We start from the raw sequence: 18,499 nt of genomic DNA on the forward strand, positions 1-18,499 counted from the left end.
GAGCCTACGCCCTCGCGCCAGCCTGGATCACCCCGTCCACCAGTCTCAGCGGGAACACTTGACGCCCCCACCCACGGGCTAACTACGCGGCCTTGCCCGTACACCGAGTTGGTCGACGCCCGCCGCTGGCGGACCAGCACGTCCTGGGCGAGTCGCACGGCCCCCTCCATCTGTTGGGTTTACGCCGCATGTCGCCCCCTGCGGCATCGCCCCGTCGAGCGAGCCGACGCAGGGCGGAACCGGGAGAACCGCCAGACGTCGGTGGCCAGCGCGTAATACTGGACGACGCTCCGGTATTTGGCTCCGCAGGGTTTGACGATGTCGTAGTCGTCGAGATTGTGCAGGGAGCTCAGCGTCCGCTCGCGTTTCGCCGCGTTGTAGGCAGGATTGGCTTTCCTGCCCGGTCTTCGGGAGTGTTGCGGGATATGAACTGTTTCGGCAAATTCGTCGCACTTGTGCAGGTAAATTTTGAAAATACGGGCGAGGCGACACCGCCTTGCGGCACGCCGCTGTGGGTGGCGTTCCACTGCCAATCTTCCAACGTTCCTGCCCGCGGTGGCGCCGGCAAAGCTGACCGGCATGAGCCGCAAGGTTGCATCCCGGCGGCTGCATCGACGGACGACTTGGAGCCTGGATGACCTCGCCGAAGAAGTGAACCCGGTCCTGCGGGGCAGGCTGAACTACTTGACCGCGTTCTATCCGAGCGCGGTCATTCCGATCGGCAAACGCATTGGTCGCCATCTGATGCGCTGGGCAAGACGGAAGTACAAGCGGCTGGAGCGCAGCCAAGTCCGGACGAGGACGTGGCTGAAGGGTGTCCGGCTTCTGGTCGCCCAACTTGTTCACGCACTGGGCGCCGCGTACGCGACCTGACACCTCAACGGCACGAGCCGGATAAGCCCAGCGGCTTACGTCCGGATCTGTAAGGGACGGAGGGTAAGATCCCCGCCGTCTACCCGGCATTGTTGTTCCTCTGAATGGACTATTCAAAACGCGAGTTAGTCGAGGCGAGTTCTTGCGCCGCTGTTGCTCCAGTTGAGTGAATATGCGTCCACTGCGGTTTCGATCTTGACCAGGTCGAGGAAACCTTCTAGGGTTCTAGGCATGCGTGAACTGGGATGAACAAAGTTACTAAGTGTGCAAATTTTTCTCTCGAACGCTTTCCGGGGGAGAATTTTCGAGGGAATTTTTCACGCTATTCCTATGGCTTCATTTGCGCGGGAAGCAAGGGAAATATCGGGCGGCGGCGGTCGGGTTCCCTGTTGTGATGAGGTTTCCCGTGCTCGCTGTGCTGCTTGGCCACATCGGTGACAATTCTTTCGATCGCGCTGGGGCGGCCGGGAACCGGGCCAGCGCGGCTTCTGGGGGAGGCACAGTTAGTGAGTTCGGCACAGGAGGCGACTCCCCGGTCGTTGAGGAGGCGGCCGGAGGAAAGCGCGCTGGAGCGCTACCGCACCCTGCGGGGTGAACCGGACGTCGAACTAGAGCTGCCGGAGCGGCGAAATTCGGTGGCGGCCGCGTCCCTGATCGGCGCGGACGCCATCGCTCGCGGGCGCAGCGTGGTTTATGTGACCAGTGACGAGCTGGTGGACCAGATTGTGAAGCAGATCGCGGCGCTGCCGGAGCCGGCGGCGGTGAACCTGCACCGAGGCATGAATCAGCTGCGGGACCTGGTGGCCCACCACAATGCGCAGGCCCTCGGGGTGCTCGGCTTCTCCACTTACTTCAGCGCGAACCCGCGGATCGACCCGGCTGATGTGGTGCTGCTCGACACCGACCGCATCGGTGACGGGGTGATCGGCAGCCTGTTCATGGTCCGAGTGGACCGCCGGTTGCAGCCACAGGCCTACGAGAAGCTGCGCGAGCTCATCGGAGAATCGGCGACCCCGCGGGTGCTCGAAGCGGACGGCTGGGCGCCAGTTGCCGCCCGGGTCGGAGAGCTGCTGACCGGGCTGTTCTGCGGGGAGAGCACGCAGTTCGTCTGGTTGCGCTTACAGCCGTTTCTCGGGGATTGCCAGGTTGTTGTGGGGCCGGACGACATCGAGATCCGGCCGCCCCATGAGCTCCTGCACTCCCTGCCGGGTTACCGGCACGCCGGGCAGCGCGTGCACCTGAGCACCGCGCCCGTCGAGGTTGCCGCAGCAGATGTTGATACCGCGGAGCTGGACCTGGCTGGGCTCTCGCCCAGCGTCCGGTACGCGATGGACTATCTGCGCACCTGCTTCACCGATCCGGATCTCACCTTGAACCGGGTGGCGAGCGCGGTCTACATGAGCCGTTACCACTTCTCCCGAAGCTTCCGGGAGCAAACCGGGTGGCGGTTCATCGACTTCGTCACCATGTTGCGCATGAACGAGGCGCGATTCCTGCTGCGCGAAACGTCGACCTCGATCACCGATGTCGCGCGTGCCGTCGGATACCGGGAGCTGAGCCACTTCCAGCGGATGTTCAAGAAGCGGTTCGGCATGTCCGCCTCCAGCTACCGGGCCGGTGCCGGAGCCGCGCGGGAGCGGGACCTCCAGGTCGTCTGAGTGCGCCTCCGCTGCGGGGCGCACTCAGACGACCTGCTCAATGGCAGCAGCTCTCCCGCGTCCACTCCGGACGGTGCCAGTAGTGCTCGGCGCGGGCCGTCGCCGAGGGCAGCGGCGGGGCGGTGGCCACCGTCCCTGCTGCGGCGAAAGCACTGCCTGTGGACCGGAACGGCGTCAGCAGATCCGGCACGGTGTGCCGCACTCCGCCGACGAAAACCGCTCGCACGGCGGCCGCGGCGCGGATGTCGGTCAGCGGATCGCCCTCGACGGCGACCAGGTCGGCAATCCGGCCCGGAGCCACCGCGCCCAGCGTGTCGCCATAACCGATTGCCTTCGCCGCGTTACCGGTGGCGGTCAGCAGTGCCTCCTGCGGGGTGAACCCGTACTTGACCAGCGCACGGAGGTTCTGGTGGGTGCTGATGCCGATGTCGTCGAGCGGGGCATCGGTGCCGGAGACCACCAGTCCGCCCGCCCGGTGCACCCGCAGCAACGCGTCGACCATTCCGGCGGTGATCCGGCGGTACAGCTCGGCGTGCGGGCCATTCGCTCCGTCGGCCTTGGCCTGGAGCCGCTCGTACTCCCAGCCGGGGAACAGGATCCGGGTTCGTTCGTCGTCCACCAGCGAGCGATCCTCGGCGAACAGTTCGCTGGCGAAGATCGTCGTGGTGGAGACCCACATCCCGCTGGCGGCCAGCACGTCGACGGCGTCGGCCGACATCCGGTACAGGTTGTAGCTGAGGGTGCGGGAGTAGCCGAGACGATGACCGCCGCCGGGATGCTCCATGCCGTCCAGCCCGCTGTGCGCCGCCGGGTACAGGTAGTGCGAGGTGACCGGAATGCCCTTGGCGTGTGCCCGTTCCACGGCCCGGCGCTCCAGCGGTACGGGCAGGCGCATGTACAGCTTGACGAGGTCGTAGTCCAGCCCGGTGGCCCGGTCCAGTTCCCGTTCCAGCTGCTGGGCCGACATCGTGGTGCGCATGCAGTTGTACGAGGCGCGGGAGCCGTCGAGGGCCTCGCCGGAGCCGAGATATCGAGGGCCGACCCGGGTGCCTGCCTCCAGCGCCTCCCGGTTCTCCACCATCTGGTAGGCCGGATCACCCGGGGAACGGCTGGTGGTGACGCCGTAGGACAGCCATAGTCGCCCCTGCCGGTCGCCCCACTGCCGCCCGCGCATGTGCCAGTGGTTGTGGGTGTCGATCAGGCCGGGAAGCACTGTCAGCCCAGACAGGTCGATCACCTGGGCGTTGCGGGGGCTGTGACCCGCGCTGGGCACGAGCGCCGCCACTCGGTCGTCCTTGAGCACGATGTCAACGCCTCGCTGCACCTTGTCCGAGGTGCCGTCCCACACAGCCCCCGCCCGCAGCACCACCCGGCCGGCGGCGCGGGCCGGCCCGTACCGGAGATCGGCGGCCACGGTGCGAGCGGCCCCGCCGTCGGTCAGCCGCAGCGTGCCGTTGCACAGGTAGAGCACCGTGCGGCCGTCCCCGCTCACCGAGAGCGAGTCGGTGACCTCGTTGGTCAGCTGTACGGGCGGGGCTGTGATGGTGCCCGACGCGTCCGCCGGCACGCGCCAGGCGAGACTCTCGGCGCCGAATACGAAGCCATCTTTTGTCCACAGTGGACCGTCGTCGCCCCTGGTGGACAGGGAACGCTCCGCGGCCACGGCCTGGTACCGGAGCTCGCCGCTTTCGAGGTCCACAACGAGGATCTGGTTGTGCCCGGTCTCCGTGCGCCGCGAGTAGGGCCGTACGGCGGCCAGCGCCAGCTTGCTGCCGTCGGGTGACCAGCTCGGCCGCCCTGGCTGGTACAGGGTGGGCAGCACCTGCCGGGCGGTCCGGGCGGCGATGTCGAGCACCCAGATGCCGCCCGACTCGTCCTGGTAGGCGATCTTCGTGCCGTCCGGGGAATACCGGGGCGTCAGCTGGGCGTCGGCCGCGTCGGTCAGCCGTTCGGACCGGCCAGTGCCCAGGTCCAGCCGCCACAGGTTCGCCGTTCCGGCCCGGTCGCTGACGTAGACCAGCGAGCGGCCGTCCGGTGCGAAGTCGGGATCGGAGGAGAAGTAGCCGTCGTCGACGACCTTGCGGGCAGTCCCTCCGATCGGCAGCACCCACAGGGCGTTCAGCGCGCGAAAGGCCACCTGCTCGCCGTCACGAGAGAGCACCGGGCTGGCTATGCCCTTGGCCTGCCGGACGGCGGTGGAGCCCAGGTCCCGTGGCGCGCGGTGGTAGCGACGGGCGGCCAGCGGCAGGACAGCTGTGAACGGGACGTCGGCGGCCGGGCCGGTCAGGCCACGGCGCCGCACGCGGCCACTTGCGGTGTAGAGGAACTCGCTGGCGGACAGCCAAGCCATCGGGAGCGGGGAAAGGTCCTCACCGGTGACCACGGCTTGGTCGCCCACCACCAGATCGGTATTGGGACCCTCGATGCGCACGTAGGTCAGGTTCCGGCCGTCCGGGGTGAAGCCGGGCGCGGCCAGCCCCGCGTCGCCGGTAACCGGGCGCTCGCGGTTGCCGGAAGCAAGGTCGAGCACCTCGATGACGTTGTCGCCCACCAGGTATGCCAGTTTGCTGCCATCCGGAGACCACGCCGGGCTCGTGTGCACCTCGTCGGCGCTGGTGACCGCGGTGAGCGTCCCGGAACCCAGCTCCAGCACCCAAATACGGCTGAGGTGGTCGCGATCGGAGGAGAAAGCGAGCCGCTTGCCGTCGGGGGAGAGACGGGGCTCGGTGTTGTAGCCGGGTCCGGTGGTCAGCTGAGTCAGCGCAGTGCCGTCCGGGGCGACGGTCCAGGCGTCGTACACCCCGTCACGGAAGGACTGGAACAGGATCCGCCGCCCATCGTGGGAGAACTGCGGGCGGCAGGCGTCGTGGTCGAGCGGGGTGATCAGCCGCGCCGCGCCGCCGGCGGCGGACAGCACCCAAATGCCGCCCGCGACGTCGATGGCCAGCGTGCGGCCGTCCGGGGACACCGTGACACCCAGATTCGCGCTTTCCCGGACAGTCACCGAGGGGGCCTCCGGCGTGCCTTCCAGGGCCAGTGCCGGGAGCGGCCACGATGCCAGCCATACCGCACCGGTGCCCGCGGCGATGCCGCCCAGTCTCAGTGCTCCGCGTCGTGAGATCTCCATCTTCGTCCTCAGGCCGGTTTCGAAAGTGGTTTGCGTAGCGGTGCGGGTAGCGGAACCTCAGAGGCCTTCTCGCTGCGGGATCCCGACATCATGAATGCCAATTCACCGCGTCGGGGACCGGCCCCGCCGAGAGCCCGTCGGCGGGCACAGCCCCTGAGAACCCACGGCTGTGCCAGTTGAGTCCCACACCGCAAGCGGCTGCCGCCGCTATAAGACACGTCCTAGATCCTTCGTGCCGTGGTGTACCGGGGCAGGCCGTTGTGATCGGTGTGGTCGGCGATGTCCTCGAACGCCTGGAGTCCGCCCAGCAACGACATCACAGCCTCCGCCTGCTCGTCGTCGTGTTCGATGGCGACTCCGCCGCCGGGACGCAGCAGCCGCGCCGCCGCGCTGGTGACCGCGCGGATGACAACCAGGCCATCGTCCCCGGAGAACAGCGCCGGGTGCGGCTGGTGCTCCTCCCACTCGGGCGGAAGCACCCGGCCCTCCACCACGAACGGCGGGTTCGCCACCAGCAGGTCGACACCGCTGCGAAGCCCGGAGAACAACTCGGGTGCGGTGACGTCGCCCTCGTGCAGCGAGATCGGCGTGTCCCCGGCGGCGGCCCGCGCGGCGACGTTGCGGCGGGCCCAGCTCAGCGCGTCCGGCGCCAGCTCGACGGCGTGCACCGTGGCGTCCGGACGGGCGTGGGCCACGGCCAGCGCGATCGCCGCGGAACCGGTGCATAGGTCGACCACCACCGGTTTCTCGACGTTTTCGAGCACCTTCAGGCCCCAGGCCAGCAGCGGCTCGGTGTGCTTGCGCGGCACAAAGACGCCGGGCCCCACCTCGACGTCGATGCCACCGAGGCGGGCACGGCCGGTCAGGTACTCCACCGGCACCCGCCGGGCCCGGTCGGCCAGCAGATCCTGGAGCCGGCCGGCCGCGGCCGCCCCGAGCGGCTCGTCCACCGGGAGCTCCTGGGCCGGTCGGCCAAGCACGTGCGCGGCCAGGGTCTCGGCGTCCTGGCGGGGCGCCCAGGCACCGGCGTCGGCCAGCGTCTTCTCGGCGTCGTCCAGCACCTCGCCCAGCGTTCGGGGACCGCTCATCCGAATCGGGTTCCTTCCAGTATCTTTGCCGCGGTCTCCAGATCGCCGCGTTCGTGAAGGGACGACAGCGCGAAGCGGACCAGGCCGGTGCCCCTCGCGACGGTTGGGAAGAACGCGGGGAGGACCAGCACCCCGGCGTGTTTTAGTGCGGCAGTGGTCTGGAACGCATCCTCCTCGGTGGCGAAGTGCGCGCCGCGCACCGGGGACCGCAGGCCGGAGTTGACCAGTCGCCCGCCGGTCAGATCGTCGAGGTCGGTGACGTTGCGCCACAACTTCTCCTGGAGCGCAGCCACCTCCCCGTTCACGTGCAGTTCGGCGGCGGCCACGTTCGCGGCCAGCAACGGCAGCATGATCGAGTGCCCGAACACCAGTGGGTTTGCGAACTTCCGCAGCACCCGGACGTCGGCCTCGCCCGGCACCAGCGCGAACCCGCCGGAACCGCCGAACGCCTTGGACAGCGAACCGGCGATCACCACGTTCTCCGGCAACTGGTCGCCGAGGCTCTCGAAGGCGTACCCGGCGCCCATCGCGCCCGCGATGGAGATGCCGTGCGCGTCGTCGATGTAGAGGTGGCCGCCGTAGGGCCGCAACGCCTCCAGGACGCCGGCCACGTCGATCAGCCCGCCCATCGAGCCCACCCCGTCGACCAGCGCGATCGGAGTGCGCCGGGTCTCGCCGATCTCGCGCAATGCGGTCTCCAGCGAATCGGCGGAGTCCAGGTCGAACCGGTGTGTGGGGCCGATCTGCTCCAGCAGGCCACGCAGGATCTGCATCGACGAATGCGCGGTCTTCTCCACCAGGAAGGCGGCTCCGGCGGGCGCGATCCGGTAGCTGGGCAGCGCCCCGCTACCCAGCAGCGGCAGCAGCCCCAGGTGCACGGTGCCCACCGAGGTGAAGGCGACCGCTCGGTTGCCCCGGTAGACCGTGGCCAGCAGGTCCTCCAGCTCAGGCAGGTAGTGCGGCCGCATCCGGTTGCGGGAGGAGGAGAAGTGCACCCCGAACCGGCGCAGCGCCGCCTCGGCGGCGTTGATCAGCGCCGGATGTTCTTCGAGGCCGAGATACGAGCACGAGACGAACTCCAGCGCCGCACTCCCGTCGGCCAGCCACACCTTCTTGCCCTCGCGTGCGGTGATGGTGTGTCCGGTCAGCCCTTGCTCGAAGGCGCGGTCGAGGGAGTCGGATGTCCGGCTGATCCGGGACTTGACCCAGTTGACCGGCTGGGTTTCCTGCGGCTGGGTCATGCTTCCTCGCTTGGGGCGCAACTGGTTCGGTTTGTGTGGGCGTGCGTGCAAGGTCGAATGTGGTGTTCTCGTGGGTCGCGGATGCGGTGACGGCGCGCTGTAGTTGCCGGGTTGCGATTCGGGGACGCCGGGAACGGTGTCGGCACTGGCACGCCCTGAACGGTCTTGGACGCGCTGGTCCCCAGCATTCGCAACACCGACGGCGTCACGCACCACATGAGTGATCCGTTCCGGGAGGGCCGGTTCCCTAGCTATGTAACCAATGCGCGGACTCATTCCCGCTCACCGGAAAAGGGCGGTAGGCGGTCGAAGAGCTCGGCGCACACGCTCGCATGCCGGGGCAGCTCGTCGTCGAAGAATGCCCGCAGCCTGGCCAGTGCTGCTTCGAAACCGGCTTCGTCGCCAGCATCGACCAGATCGGCGATCTGCCGGATACCGGCTGCCAGGGCGGCGCGGGCGCGGGGTGCGTCCGGGTTGGCCGCCTGAACGTCCCAGTAGACCTCCGGCGTGCCTGAGGAGATGCGGGCGAGCAGCGCGAGCAGGGTGCGATGGGGCGGCGGGGCCAAGGGCGCCACCTCGCCGACACCGTCGGCGAGCACGGTCAGCGCCAGGCCGAAACCCAGAATGGTGGCGTGGGTGAGCACCTGGGTGGCGGCGGCGAGGCGATCGTGGTCGCCAGCGTCGCACAGGACCGGGTGGCCGCCCCAGTCCCGCAGCAGCGCCAGCAGCTCCGCAACCTTCGGCCCATTGTGGACGACTACGGCTGCGACCGGCTTGCCGGCGAAGCCCAACGAGGGGGCGAACATCGGGTTGAGGCTCACCGCCTCGATCCCGCTCATCTCCCGCAGCACTGTCGCGACGGCGCCCTTCACCGAAAGGGTGTCGGCGACCAGCGTGCCCGGAGGCAAATGCGTTGCCAGCACTGGGAGTGCGGCGAGCGCGGTGCGCTCGGGCACCGCCAGCAGTACCAAGTCGGCGGCGGCCAGCTCGGCGCGGAGGGCGGCGTCCGGGGCGGTGGCGTCCCCGCTACCGGCCGCTGGGTCCGCGATTACCACCTCGGCGCCGGACTCCCGGAGAGCACGCGCGAACAGTTCACCCACCGCGCCCGCACCGCCGACGACCAGGCAGCGGCGCAGCGACCGCACGCCGGTCACAGCGCGCCACCCATCGCGGGGCGCATCGCAGTCTGCGCGACCGCGGTGAGCACGGCACGGGACTTGACCACGGTCTCCTCGAATTCCTCCACCGGATCCGACAGCGCCACGATCGCGCCGCCGACGCCGAAGCTCAGCCGTTCCCCGTCGGCGACCAGGGTGCGGATCACAATGCTCAGATCCGCCGCGCCGGACAGGGAGAACCAGCCGATGGCTCCCGCGTAGACCCCGCGCGGACCCTCCTCCAAGCGGTCGATGATCTCCATGGTGCGCACCTTCGGCGCGCCGGTCATGGAACCGCCGGGGAACGCCGCCCGCACACAGCTCACCGCCGACTCCCCGGCGCGCAGCGTGCCGCGGATGGTGGAAACGAGCTGGTGCACCGGCGCGTAGGTCTCGACGTCGAACAGCGTAGGCACGTGCACCGAGCCGATCTCGCACACTCTGTTCAGATCGTTGCGCACCAGGTCGACGATCATCAGGTTCTCCGCGCGGTCCTTCTCCTGGGCGGACAGGTCGAGCTTGAGCCTCTCGTCATCCTCCGGGGTAGCACCGCGCGGGCGGGTCCCCTTGATCGGTTTGGACTCCACCACGCCGTCCGCGCCGATGGACAGGAATCGCTCCGGGGAGGCGCTGAGCACCGCCAGCCCATCGAAGTCCAGAAACGCGCCGTAGGGCACCGGGCTGATCCGCCGCAGGGTCTGGTAAGTCTGCAGCGGGTCGATCCGCTCGTCCACGGTGACCGTGTTGGTCAGGCAGATTTCGTAGGACTCGCCATGCTTGATCTCTTCCAGGCAGGTAGCCACCCGGGCGAGATAGGCGGCCCGGTCGTGCCGCGGCCGCGCGGTTTCCAGCCGACCCAGGTCGGTGGCCGTGCCGGCGTCCAGCACCCGTGCTTGCCCGTCCACATCAGACGATGGCAGGGCGAGTAGCCGCAGTGCGGTCTCGTCCAGCCAGGCGATGGCGGCGGCCTCGGTCTGCTCGGTGCTCAGCGCGAGCAGGTACGAGCGGTGCTGGACGTGATCGATCGCGAGCATCCGATCGACGAAAATCATCGCCGCGTCCGGGATCTCGGACTGGTGCACGGCCGAGCCCGAGGTCTCCGCCTTCAGCTCGTAACCGAGGTAGCCGACGTAACCGAGATCGAACTCGAACGGCAATCCCGGCGGCGTCGGCACGGCGCGTCGCCTGAGCTGTTCATCGAGATAACCGAAGAAGTCCTGCTGGATTCGATGCTTGGTGCCGTCGCAGCGGTGGACCAGCACGGTCCGCTCCGCGACCCGGTAGGTGAGGTGCTCCGCCAGCGGGCCCCGATCGTCGCCCAGGAAGGAGAACCGCGACTGGCCCGGCCGGACTTCGCTGGTGTCCAGCCAGAAGCTGTGCGGCGCGCCGGCGAACAGCTCACGGTGCGCGGTGGCGGTGTCCGGTTCGCACTCGATCTCCCGGACGTGCACCTGCAGAACATGGGTGTCCGGTGTGGACGATTTGGCGGCAGGTGGCGGCGCCACGGCGCCCGCCCCCAGCGCCAGGTCACGGAAGTTCGCCAGCAGCTGCCTGCCGTACTCGCTGCTGATCGACTCGGGGTGGAACTGCACGCCCCACAGCGGCGCGGTGCGGTGCCGCAGCCCCATCAGCACGCCGTCCTCGGTCCACGCCACGGCCTCCAGCTCCTCCGAGAGCCGGGTGACGGTCAGGGAGTGGTAGCGCACCGCCGAGAACGGCGACGGCAGACCGGCGAACACCCCGCTGCCGGTGTGGTAAACGCGCGAGCTGCGGCCGTGCATCGGCTCCGGTGCCAGGTCCACCGCGCCGCCGAGGAGGTGTGCGATGCCCTGGTGGCCCAGGCAGACCCCTAACACCGGCAGCCCCGAACTCCGGATGGCCTGCGCGCTGGTGCCGACGTCGCGGCTGCGGTCGGGCCGTCCGGGCCCGGGGGAGACCACCACGGCGTCAAACTCGGCGGCCAGTCGGGCCGGCAGCTCCTGGTCGTTGCGCACTACCACCGGAGCCCGCCCCGTCACCTCACCGAGCAGCTGGTGCAGGTTGTAGGTGAACGAGTCGTAGTTGTCAATCAAAAGGGTCCGCATGGGCCCGCCCTCCAGATGGTCCTCGCCCGTCTACGGTGTCGTCGGCGTGCCGATGACCAGGTCCTCGACCCGGCAGGTCTCGCCGATGACCAGGTCGTAGAGCCCACGCAGGAATACCTGGTCGATGCCGTGCTCGGCGCCGTAGTCGGCGGCGCGCTGCTGCACCACGCCGATGCGGTGCGGCTGCATCATCGGCACGCCGTGCTCGCGCTTGTGCTCGGCGATGCGCACGCAAAGCTCGATGCGTTCCCGCAGCACGTCAAGCAGGCGAAGGTCGATGCTGTCGAGCTCGGCCCGCAGGGCTTCCAGCTTCGTCTCCGGCGAGGTCATTCAGTGCTCCTTCGGCGTCATTGTGCTGTCGGGCGCGTAAAGAACGGGGACCTTGCCGCGGTCGGTGCGCGCGAACAGTTCGGACGCGACGCGCTCCACGCTGAAGCCGAGGCACTGCGCGCTGTTCAGCACCGCGCGCAGTTGCTGGGCGCGGCTGAGGCAGTCGACCACCGCTTGGGTGGTGATCCATTCGGGCGTCCGGCTGGACAGCAGCAGCCGCAGCCGGTGGCCGTGCTGCTCGGGCAGCACCTGGAGCTGGCAGTCAGCGGGTTCGGTGACGCCGAGCTGGCCGAGCTGGCCGAGCAGCAGGTCCGAGGACACCACCTCGGTGTCTATGTTGAGCGAGGTCGCGGTGCGACCGTGCAGGGAGAGCAGCCGCGCGGGGCTGCCACACGGGCAGGGGGCGGTGCCGAAGGAGCCGACATCGCCGATGCGGTAGCGCAACAGCGCCATCCCGGTGTCGCTCAGCGCGGTGACGATCACCTCACCGGTGTCCCCGTCCGGCACTGGCACCCCGGTCTGCTCGTCGACGATCTCCACCACCACTGCGTCCTCGTGCACGTGGTGGGTGGCGCCGGAGAGCTGCTCGCACTGGTAGCCGATCGGCCCGGTCTCCGAGGTCGAGTAGGCCAGCGAGCGCACGGCGACCTGGGGCGCGGCCTCCGCGATCGCCTGAGTGCGGGCCTTGCCGAGCAGTTCGCCGATGTAGAGGAAGTACCGCAGTGCGGCGATCTGCTCCGGCGGGGATCCGGTCAGCAATTCGACGCCGTAACCGGGGTTGGCCGCTAGTGCGTCCACGCGGTGCTCGGCGATGACCGCCGCGCTCTCGGCCGGGCTGGTCTGGCTGGCCAGCGGATACGAGCGGGCTCCGGCGAGCCGGATCACCTCCTGCGTGAACAGGAAAGCGCCGCCGCTGAGCTCGGCCGGGTAAAAGCAGTTGGCCACGCGCCGGGCCGGGGCCGAGCGGGTGGCCGCGAGCAACCCGCGGGCACCCAGCCGCCCGACCTGGAGATTGAAGTCCCAGGAGTGGTACATCATCTTGGGCTTGCTGGCCGTGCCGCTAGAGCGCAGCACCATTCCCGGGCCGTCGCCGCCGAGCTGGAACTCCGGCGAGTGTGGCGGGCTGCCGTCGGCCAGTTCGCGGCTGCTGAGCAGGGGGAGGCGGGCGAGGTCGGCGGTGGTCATGCTTGGCGCCAGGTCCGGCCAGCGGCGGCGGACCGGGGGGGTGGCCAGCGCGGCGTCGACCATCGCGGCGAAGTTCCGTTCCCGCAGCCGATCCAGCTCCGCGCGGTCCAGCCGGTCCGGGTCCGCCGCGAGCCGGATCTTCGACGCCACTGGGCGATCCGGGTCGCCGACCGCGTTCAAGGGCATGCTCCGCTCCAGTGCTCGGATGGCTGGTGATCGGGGGATTTCCCAGATATACCGCGTTGTTGTCGCGCCGGACCCCGGTTCGGCGGTTACCGGCAACAAACGCGGTGTGGCGCGGCAAGGAAGGTCCACAACCGCAACAAATCCGTCGCGGCGGCTCGGGCGGCTGGGCACGATCAGGGCTTGAGTACCCAGACTTGAAAGGCGCGACGATGGCTGCGATGGCTCTGTCTGGCCGAACCTTGCTGTCCCCGGAGGGCCGCGCGAAACTGGCGGCCGATCCCGAATTGGGCGGCGGGAACGTGCTGCGGTCGGCGCTGGCTGTTGCCGCGCATCCCGACCTGCCGTTCATCAGCTCGGGGCGGCCGCTGGCCACCCCCGGTGGCGAGTGGCGCACCGATTTCAGCCTGCTGGAGCTTGACAAGCTGGCGCAGAGCTGGTCGGTGCACTACCTGGGTCTCGGTGTGCGCCCGCGCGACCGGGTGCTTGTCTACCTGGAAGACTCGTTCGCCTATTCGGTGCACTTCCACGCGCTCGCCCAGATCGGTGCCATCGGGGTGCTGGTCAACAGCAAAGCGCCCCGGGCCACCTCGCTGGAGCTGTGTCGCCGCACCGCGCCGGTCGGCATCTGCACCACGCGCTCCCGACTGGCCGCGCTCGGTGCGAAATTGTCTGAATTGGACAGTTTGGGCTGGTCGATCATCGCGGAGGAACTGCCTGCCCCGCCAGCCGCCGAGCTGCCCGAATCGGCCCGGTTCCGGCATGCGCCGGAGGACCCGGTGTCGATCCTGCACTCCTCGGGCACCACGGGCTTTCCCAAACCGGTGGTGCAGACCCACCATTCGAGCATCGCCGGGCCTCGGTTCCGGCTCACCGACTTCATCGACGGGCCCGACGCGACGATGATGGCCGCGCAGCCGCAGTCCCACCTCGGCTCGGTGATGTACGCCAACTACGCCATCCTGGCCGGTACCCCGCTGGTGCCGCTGTACGACCCGACCGGTGCCGAGCTGGCCGAGGCGATCGCGAAGCACCGGCCCACCACGGTGATGGCCTTCGCGCATGCATATGCCGAGCTGGCTGAGGTGGACGTCGCCGACGGCGCGCTGGACTCGGTGGACGGCTGGGTGACCATGGGCGACGCGATCCACGAGGCGCACCTGAAATCCATTCTGGCCAGACGGAATCCGCAACTGCCCTCGGCGGTGTTCTACGACCGGTTCGGCGCGACCGAACTGGGATGGGGAATCATGGTGCAGCCCCGGTCCCTGACCTCGCAGCGCAACGATCGCTGCATCGGCCGCCCCGACGCCGTCGCCGAAGTGGTGGTGCTGCGCAAGGACGGCACTCGCGCCGAACCCGGCGAGATCGGCCTGTTCGCGGCGAAGGGCCCGACCATCACCGCCGGGTACTGGAACGACTCGGACGCCACCTACCGCAGCCGCTTGGCCGGGTTCTGGCTCTCCGGTGACCTCGCCTACCAGGACGCCAACGGCGACTTCTACCAGGTGGACCGGGAAGTGGACGCCATCGAGACGGAGACCGGTACCGGGCACTCGGTGCAGCTGGAGGAGTTTCTGCTCAACGAGCTGCCGTTGATCGCTGACTGCGCTGTGGTCGCCGGATGTCACCGCGGCCAAACCGTGCCGGTGGCCGTGGTCACCACGGTCGACCAGCGCATGACGCCGGAGGTGCTGCTGGCCACGGCGAACCAGGCGCTTCGCTCGGCTGGGCTGCTGGAGCTGGCCGTGTTGGAGCTGGCCCGGACCGAGGCCGACTTCCCCCAGGGGGTCACCGGCAAGGTGCTCAAACGGCTGCTGCGCGAGAAGTACTCCGCGCTGGAAGACTTCCTGGCTGCCGGAGAGCGTTCCAAAGCCGCCACCACCCTCGAGGAGGTATGACCGTGTACTCAGCGGTTCGAGAGGTCGTCACGCCCTCGGCCAAGCCGGCCGAGCGGATGGTCAACTGGATCTACAACCCGGACGATTTCAACCCCAGCCATCTCGGCAAGATCATCGTCGATATCACCGACCGGTGGATCGCGCAGGGTGCCCGGCACGGCTTCGGCTTCCAGTTCATCCCGGCCAGCGAGCTCACCCCGACCTGCGTGGACCAGCCGCGGCTGTGGCGTGGCGGGGTGGACCTGCTGGAGACCCGGCAGTGCTACATCGTCGACGACATCGGCAACGACCAGCAGGCCGTGTCCTACCTGCACGGCATCTCCCGGATCATCGACGCCAGCGACTCGTTCGTGCTCAACCACGCGATGGCTGCGCCGGAATGGCTGGAGCGCGACAAGCTGGCGATGATCGGCCGGGCGGCGCAGCTCGGTCTGAAGGTGCCCAAGACCCTCGCGCTACCGTTCCGCCGCTACGCGCGGGAGGGCCTGGAGGTGGTGCGTCGCGAGATCGGCGGCGGCCCCTACATCCTCAAGGCGCGCGAGTCCGGCACGGGGTTCGGCGTGCTCAAAGTGGACACCTTCGAACAGCTGCGTTCCGCGGTGGACATCGCTGCCCAGACCGGCAAGGGCTACCTGGTGCAGGAGTTCCTGCCCAACTCCGGCGACCTCAGGGTCGCGCTGGTGGAAGGCGAGGTGGTCACCAGCATGCTGCGCGAGCAAGTGATCGGCCGCTACCTGTCCAACATCGCCCAGGGCGGCAACGCAAGTCCAAGCGCAGACTTCTCGGCGGTGCTCGACGATTGCCTGCGCGTGGTCCGCACCCTCGGCGCCGATTATCTGTGCGTGGACTTCCTGATCACCGAGCAGGGCCCGGTGTTCGGCGAGTGGTGCACGGTGATGGCCAACTTCTCGCAGTTCCCCGAGCCGGCTCGCTCCGAGTTAGCCGACGCGTTCTTCCACTGGGCAGGGCGGCTGCTGGAACAGCGGGGCCGGGGTTAGAAGCGGGCTGAGGAAGTAGTGCCCGTTTCAGCCGCGCGTGGTCGGCTCCCCGGAGCGAGCCGCCCCGGCGCCCTGCTCCCAGTCGGTGGCCAGCATCGCGTAGACGGCGAGGTCGGCGCGCTCGCCCTTGAGCATCTCGCCCTGGACGAAGAAGGCTTCGCGTCGCATGCCGAGGCGCTCCATCAGGCGCTGCGAGCTGTGGTTGTTCCCGTTGCACAGGCCGACCACGCGGTGGAACCCGTAGATCTCGAATGCCATTCGCAGCACCTCGGCTCCGGCCTCGGTGGCATAGCCGTGGCCGGAGTGGTCGGGATTCATCACGAACCCGATCTCGGCGCGGCCAAGCTCGGCGCTGAGCCACTCCAGGTTGAAGTCCGCGATCAGGCGGCCGGTCTCGCGCAGTTCCACGGCGATCGCCAGGTTCTCGCCCTCGGCAGCCAGCTCGGTCTGAGTGATGCGCACCGCCAGCGCCTTCCTGGTTTCCTCCAGGGTGCGGGCGTTCCAGAACAGGTAACGTGCGACGTCGGGGCGGCGCTGGATGTCGTACAGGTCGTCCAGATCGGATTCGGTGAACGAGCGGAGCAGGAGGCGTTCGGTGACAACTGGTCGCATGAGTGAGGGCCGCTCCGGATCGGGTTCTCGGATCGAGGAATTCCGTCGCGCGGGTCTTTCGGTCGGACGGCGCGGCAACAATAGCAGCCCGGAATACGACTGTCCCGCATTTCCTCGGCAATCCACCCCGTTCCGGGTGGTCGGCCGGTGACGCGCACGACGCCATTGGTCGCGCTTGTCGCGGCGGGCGGTATCGCCACGGTGGGATCGACGATGACGCTGATCGCCATTCCGTGGTTCGTGCTGCAGACCACCGGCAGCGGGGTGAGCACCGGGCTGGTGGCCGCCGCCGAGACGCTCGGATTGGTGCTGTCGGTGATGCTCACCGGCACATTGGTCGACTGGTACGGCGCCCGGCGCGCGAGCTTGGTCGCGGACCTGTTCACCTGTGGTGCGGTGCTGCTGATCCCGTTGGCGCACAACACGGTGGGCGTGTCGCTGCCGTTGCTTGTGGTGCTGGCGCTGGGGATCGGCGCCGGGCGGGCCCCGTCCCGCAGCACCAAGCAGGTGCTGCTGCCCGCGGTGCTGGCTGTCACCGGGACCCGGGTTTCCCGTGGCACCAGCGCGGAGGAGGCTTCGCAACGGGCGGGTGACCTGTTCGGGGCCCTGCTCGGCGGCCTGCTGATCGCGTTGTTCAGCCCGGCCACCGTGCTGCTGGCCGACGGCGCTGCGCTGCTGCTGGCGGCGGTGCTGGTCGGCGTGTTCGTGCGGGTGCGTCCGGTGTCCGGTGGCCCCGGTGGCGCCGGTTACCTGGAGGAGCTGCGGGAGGCACTGGGTTACCTGCGGCGGGATCGGCTGCTGGTAGTACTGGGCGCGAGCAACGCCAGCAGCAACGCGCTGACCACCGGGCTGCTTTCCGTGCTGCTCCCGGCGTTCGGCGTGCTGGTCTGGCACAACAGCACGTTGGTAGGGGTGCTCATCGGGGCTGCCAGCGGCGGCAGCGTACTCGGCACCGCGCTCTACGCGATTCGTGGCACGGGACGGCACCGCTGGCGCACCTTCGCCGTCTGCGGGCTGATCTCCGGTCCTCCGGTTTACCTCGTGGTGGCGCTCGGCCCCCCGCCGGTGCTGTTGGTGGGGCTGGTTTCGCTGAGCATGGTGGCCAACGGCGCGCTGAACCCGGTGATCGCCGCGGTCAAGTACGACCGGGTACCGGAACCATTGCGCGGCAGGGTTTTCAGCGCCCTGCACGCGGTGGGCAGCGCGGCGATGCCACTCGGCTCGTTGATCGCCGGGGTGCTGCTCGACGGGATCGGTCCGCACGGCGCGGCGTACGCGCTCTGCGGCCTGTGCGTGATCGCCGCCGTGTGCCCGTTGGTCTTCAAGGTGTGGCGGCAGATGGACGCCGCTTCGCGGCAGCTCGGTTCACCGACGGAACGTAGTGTGCAGGCCCCCGGATTTATCCGTGGGGAGGAAGCACGTCCAGCACCAGGCGCCCAGCGGTAACCCATCCACCTTGGTGTGAAGGACTTCGTCGTCACAGCGATAATGGGCGGATCGCCAACCCGAAGCACCTGGAAAGCGAGGCTCGCAAGAACGTGGTCTGTAATCGGAAGCTCGTGCGGGCCATCTCCGACTGCTGGTGGGGTGAGTTCCGCCGCCAACTGGAATACAAGACCAGCCGTGCGGGCAAGATCCTCCTGGTGGTGGATCGTTGGTACCCATCTACCAAGACGTGCTCGAAGTGTGGGCACCTGCTGTCCGAGCTGAAGCTTTCCGTTCGGGCAGGGATATGCCCGAACTGCGGCACCCGCCACGACCGGGACATCAACGCGACGAAGAACATCCTTGCGGCTGGTCGAGCCGCAGCCAGGGGCATTCCTGGCGATGCTCGTGGAGGGTGATGTGAGGTGGGGCGAGTTTTCTCGCGCGCGATCGGCCGTGAAGCAGGAAACCCAACCTGTGAGGATGGGATCCCCGGCTCCAACCGTAGGGATGACAGTCAACTGTCCGCAATAATTGCCGTGTCCGTGAGCAACAAATCCGGTCTGGTGCGAGCCGCGAGTTGCCTAATGTTGACCGGGAAAGCCGCGAAAAGTGCGGGTTGTCCGTGCCAGTTCGA

The 18,499-nt window shown here is 68.7% G+C and carries 14 protein-coding genes; 6 read left to right on the forward strand and 8 right to left on the reverse strand.

Annotated features, from left to right (window positions below):
• Positions 1–555 precede the first annotated feature (555 nt).
• Both ACWDKQ_RS26645 and ACWDKQ_RS26650 read left to right on the forward strand, forming a co-directional pair.
• Positions 556–873 carry a group II intron maturase-specific domain-containing protein gene (locus ACWDKQ_RS26645; RefSeq protein ID WP_450141505.1) on the forward strand — a complete coding sequence of 106 codons (318 nt, stop codon included), beginning with the start codon at positions 556–558 and terminating at the stop codon, positions 871–873.
• Positions 874–1,379: 506 nt separating this feature from the next.
• On the forward strand, positions 1,380–2,531 hold the full coding sequence (locus tag ACWDKQ_RS26650; RefSeq protein WP_450141506.1) for a helix-turn-helix transcriptional regulator: 1,152 nt from the start codon (positions 1,380–1,382) through the stop codon (positions 2,529–2,531).
• A 37-nt stretch (positions 2,532–2,568) separates the two neighbouring features.
• Here ACWDKQ_RS26650 and ACWDKQ_RS26655 read toward each other — a convergent pair whose 3' ends face one another.
• The 7 genes from ACWDKQ_RS26655 to ACWDKQ_RS26685 form a co-directional block, all read right to left on the reverse strand.
• A complete protein-coding gene (locus tag ACWDKQ_RS26655; protein ID WP_450141507.1) occupies positions 2,569–5,658 on the reverse strand; it encodes an amidohydrolase family protein in 3,090 nt (1,029 codons plus the stop codon).
• Between the two features lie 221 nt (positions 5,659–5,879).
• A complete protein-coding gene (locus tag ACWDKQ_RS26660) occupies positions 5,880–6,746 on the reverse strand; it encodes a N5-glutamine methyltransferase family protein (protein ID WP_450141508.1) in 867 nt (288 codons plus the stop codon).
• Positions 6,743–7,987: an aminotransferase class I/II-fold pyridoxal phosphate-dependent enzyme gene (locus tag ACWDKQ_RS26665; protein WP_450141509.1), complete on the reverse strand. Its 1,245-nt coding sequence runs from the start codon at positions 7,985–7,987 to the stop codon at positions 6,743–6,745. Before ACWDKQ_RS26665 ends, ACWDKQ_RS26660 begins: the two co-directional genes overlap by 4 nt.
• Before the next feature lie 272 nt (positions 7,988–8,259).
• Positions 8,260–9,141, reverse strand: a complete 882-nt coding sequence (locus tag ACWDKQ_RS26670; protein ID WP_450141510.1) for a prephenate dehydrogenase/arogenate dehydrogenase family protein — start codon at positions 9,139–9,141, stop codon at positions 8,260–8,262.
• Positions 9,138–11,228, reverse strand: coding sequence for an aminodeoxychorismate synthase component I (gene pabB, locus ACWDKQ_RS26675; protein WP_450141511.1), 2,091 nt, complete (start codon positions 11,226–11,228; stop codon positions 9,138–9,140). The genes ACWDKQ_RS26670 and pabB overlap by 4 nt, the downstream gene beginning before the upstream one ends.
• A 30-nt stretch (positions 11,229–11,258) precedes the next feature.
• A complete protein-coding gene (locus tag ACWDKQ_RS26680) occupies positions 11,259–11,558 on the reverse strand; it encodes a chorismate mutase family protein (RefSeq protein WP_450141512.1) in 300 nt (99 codons plus the stop codon).
• The gene (locus tag ACWDKQ_RS26685; RefSeq protein WP_450141513.1) at positions 11,559–12,929 is read right to left on the reverse strand and encodes a phenylacetate--CoA ligase family protein; all 1,371 of its coding nucleotides are present in this window, start codon (positions 12,927–12,929) and stop codon (positions 11,559–11,561) included.
• Between the two features lie 209 nt (positions 12,930–13,138).
• Here ACWDKQ_RS26685 and ACWDKQ_RS26690 point away from each other — a divergent pair, with 209 nt between their 5' ends.
• Complete coding sequence (locus ACWDKQ_RS26690; protein ID WP_450141514.1) at positions 13,139–14,827, forward strand: class I adenylate-forming enzyme family protein; 1,689 nt, start codon at positions 13,139–13,141, stop codon at positions 14,825–14,827.
• Positions 14,824–15,825, forward strand: coding sequence for an ATP-grasp domain-containing protein (locus ACWDKQ_RS26695; protein WP_450141515.1), 1,002 nt, complete (start codon positions 14,824–14,826; stop codon positions 15,823–15,825). The genes ACWDKQ_RS26690 and ACWDKQ_RS26695 overlap by 4 nt, the downstream gene beginning before the upstream one ends.
• 27 nt (positions 15,826–15,852) lie before the next feature.
• On the opposite strand, the gene ACWDKQ_RS26700 is transcribed toward ACWDKQ_RS26695, so the two are convergent.
• On the reverse strand, positions 15,853–16,437 hold the full coding sequence (locus tag ACWDKQ_RS26700) for a GNAT family N-acetyltransferase (RefSeq protein ID WP_450141516.1): 585 nt from the start codon (positions 16,435–16,437) through the stop codon (positions 15,853–15,855).
• A gap of 147 nt (positions 16,438–16,584) precedes the next feature.
• On the opposite strand from ACWDKQ_RS26700, the gene ACWDKQ_RS26705 reads away from it, so the two are divergent.
• Both ACWDKQ_RS26705 and ACWDKQ_RS26710 read left to right on the forward strand, forming a co-directional pair.
• A complete protein-coding gene (locus ACWDKQ_RS26705) occupies positions 16,585–17,883 on the forward strand; it encodes an MFS transporter (RefSeq protein WP_450141517.1) in 1,299 nt (432 codons plus the stop codon).
• Positions 17,884–18,080: 197 nt separating this feature from the next.
• Positions 18,081–18,281: a zinc ribbon domain-containing protein gene (locus tag ACWDKQ_RS26710; protein ID WP_450141522.1), complete on the forward strand. Its 201-nt coding sequence runs from the start codon at positions 18,081–18,083 to the stop codon at positions 18,279–18,281.
• Positions 18,282–18,499: the final 218 nt, after the last annotated feature.

The sequence above is a fragment of the Saccharopolyspora sp. NPDC000995 genome (assembly GCF_053599315.1).

Bases quoted from the DNA above. Each gene is read 5' to 3' on its own strand.
- ACWDKQ_RS26655 (WP_450141507.1), bottom strand. From the start codon at position 5,658: ATGGAGATCTCACGACGCGGAGCACTGAGACTGGGCGGCATCGCCGCG.
- ACWDKQ_RS26660 (WP_450141508.1), bottom strand. From the start codon at position 6,746: ATGAGCGGTCCCCGAACGCTGGGCGAGGTGCTGGACGACGCCGAGAAG.
- ACWDKQ_RS26665 (WP_450141509.1), bottom strand. From the start codon at position 7,987: ATGACCCAGCCGCAGGAAACCCAGCCGGTCAACTGGGTCAAGTCCCGG.
- pabB (WP_450141511.1), bottom strand. From the start codon at position 11,228: ATGCGGACCCTTTTGATTGACAACTACGACTCGTTCACCTACAACCTG.
- ACWDKQ_RS26680 (WP_450141512.1), bottom strand. From the start codon at position 11,558: ATGACCTCGCCGGAGACGAAGCTGGAAGCCCTGCGGGCCGAGCTCGAC.
- ACWDKQ_RS26685 (WP_450141513.1), bottom strand. From the start codon at position 12,929: ATGCCCTTGAACGCGGTCGGCGACCCGGATCGCCCAGTGGCGTCGAAG.
- ACWDKQ_RS26690 (WP_450141514.1), top strand. From the start codon at position 13,139: ATGGCTGCGATGGCTCTGTCTGGCCGAACCTTGCTGTCCCCGGAGGGC.
- ACWDKQ_RS26695 (WP_450141515.1), top strand. From the start codon at position 14,824: ATGACCGTGTACTCAGCGGTTCGAGAGGTCGTCACGCCCTCGGCCAAG.
- ACWDKQ_RS26700 (WP_450141516.1), bottom strand. From the start codon at position 16,437: ATGCGACCAGTTGTCACCGAACGCCTCCTGCTCCGCTCGTTCACCGAA.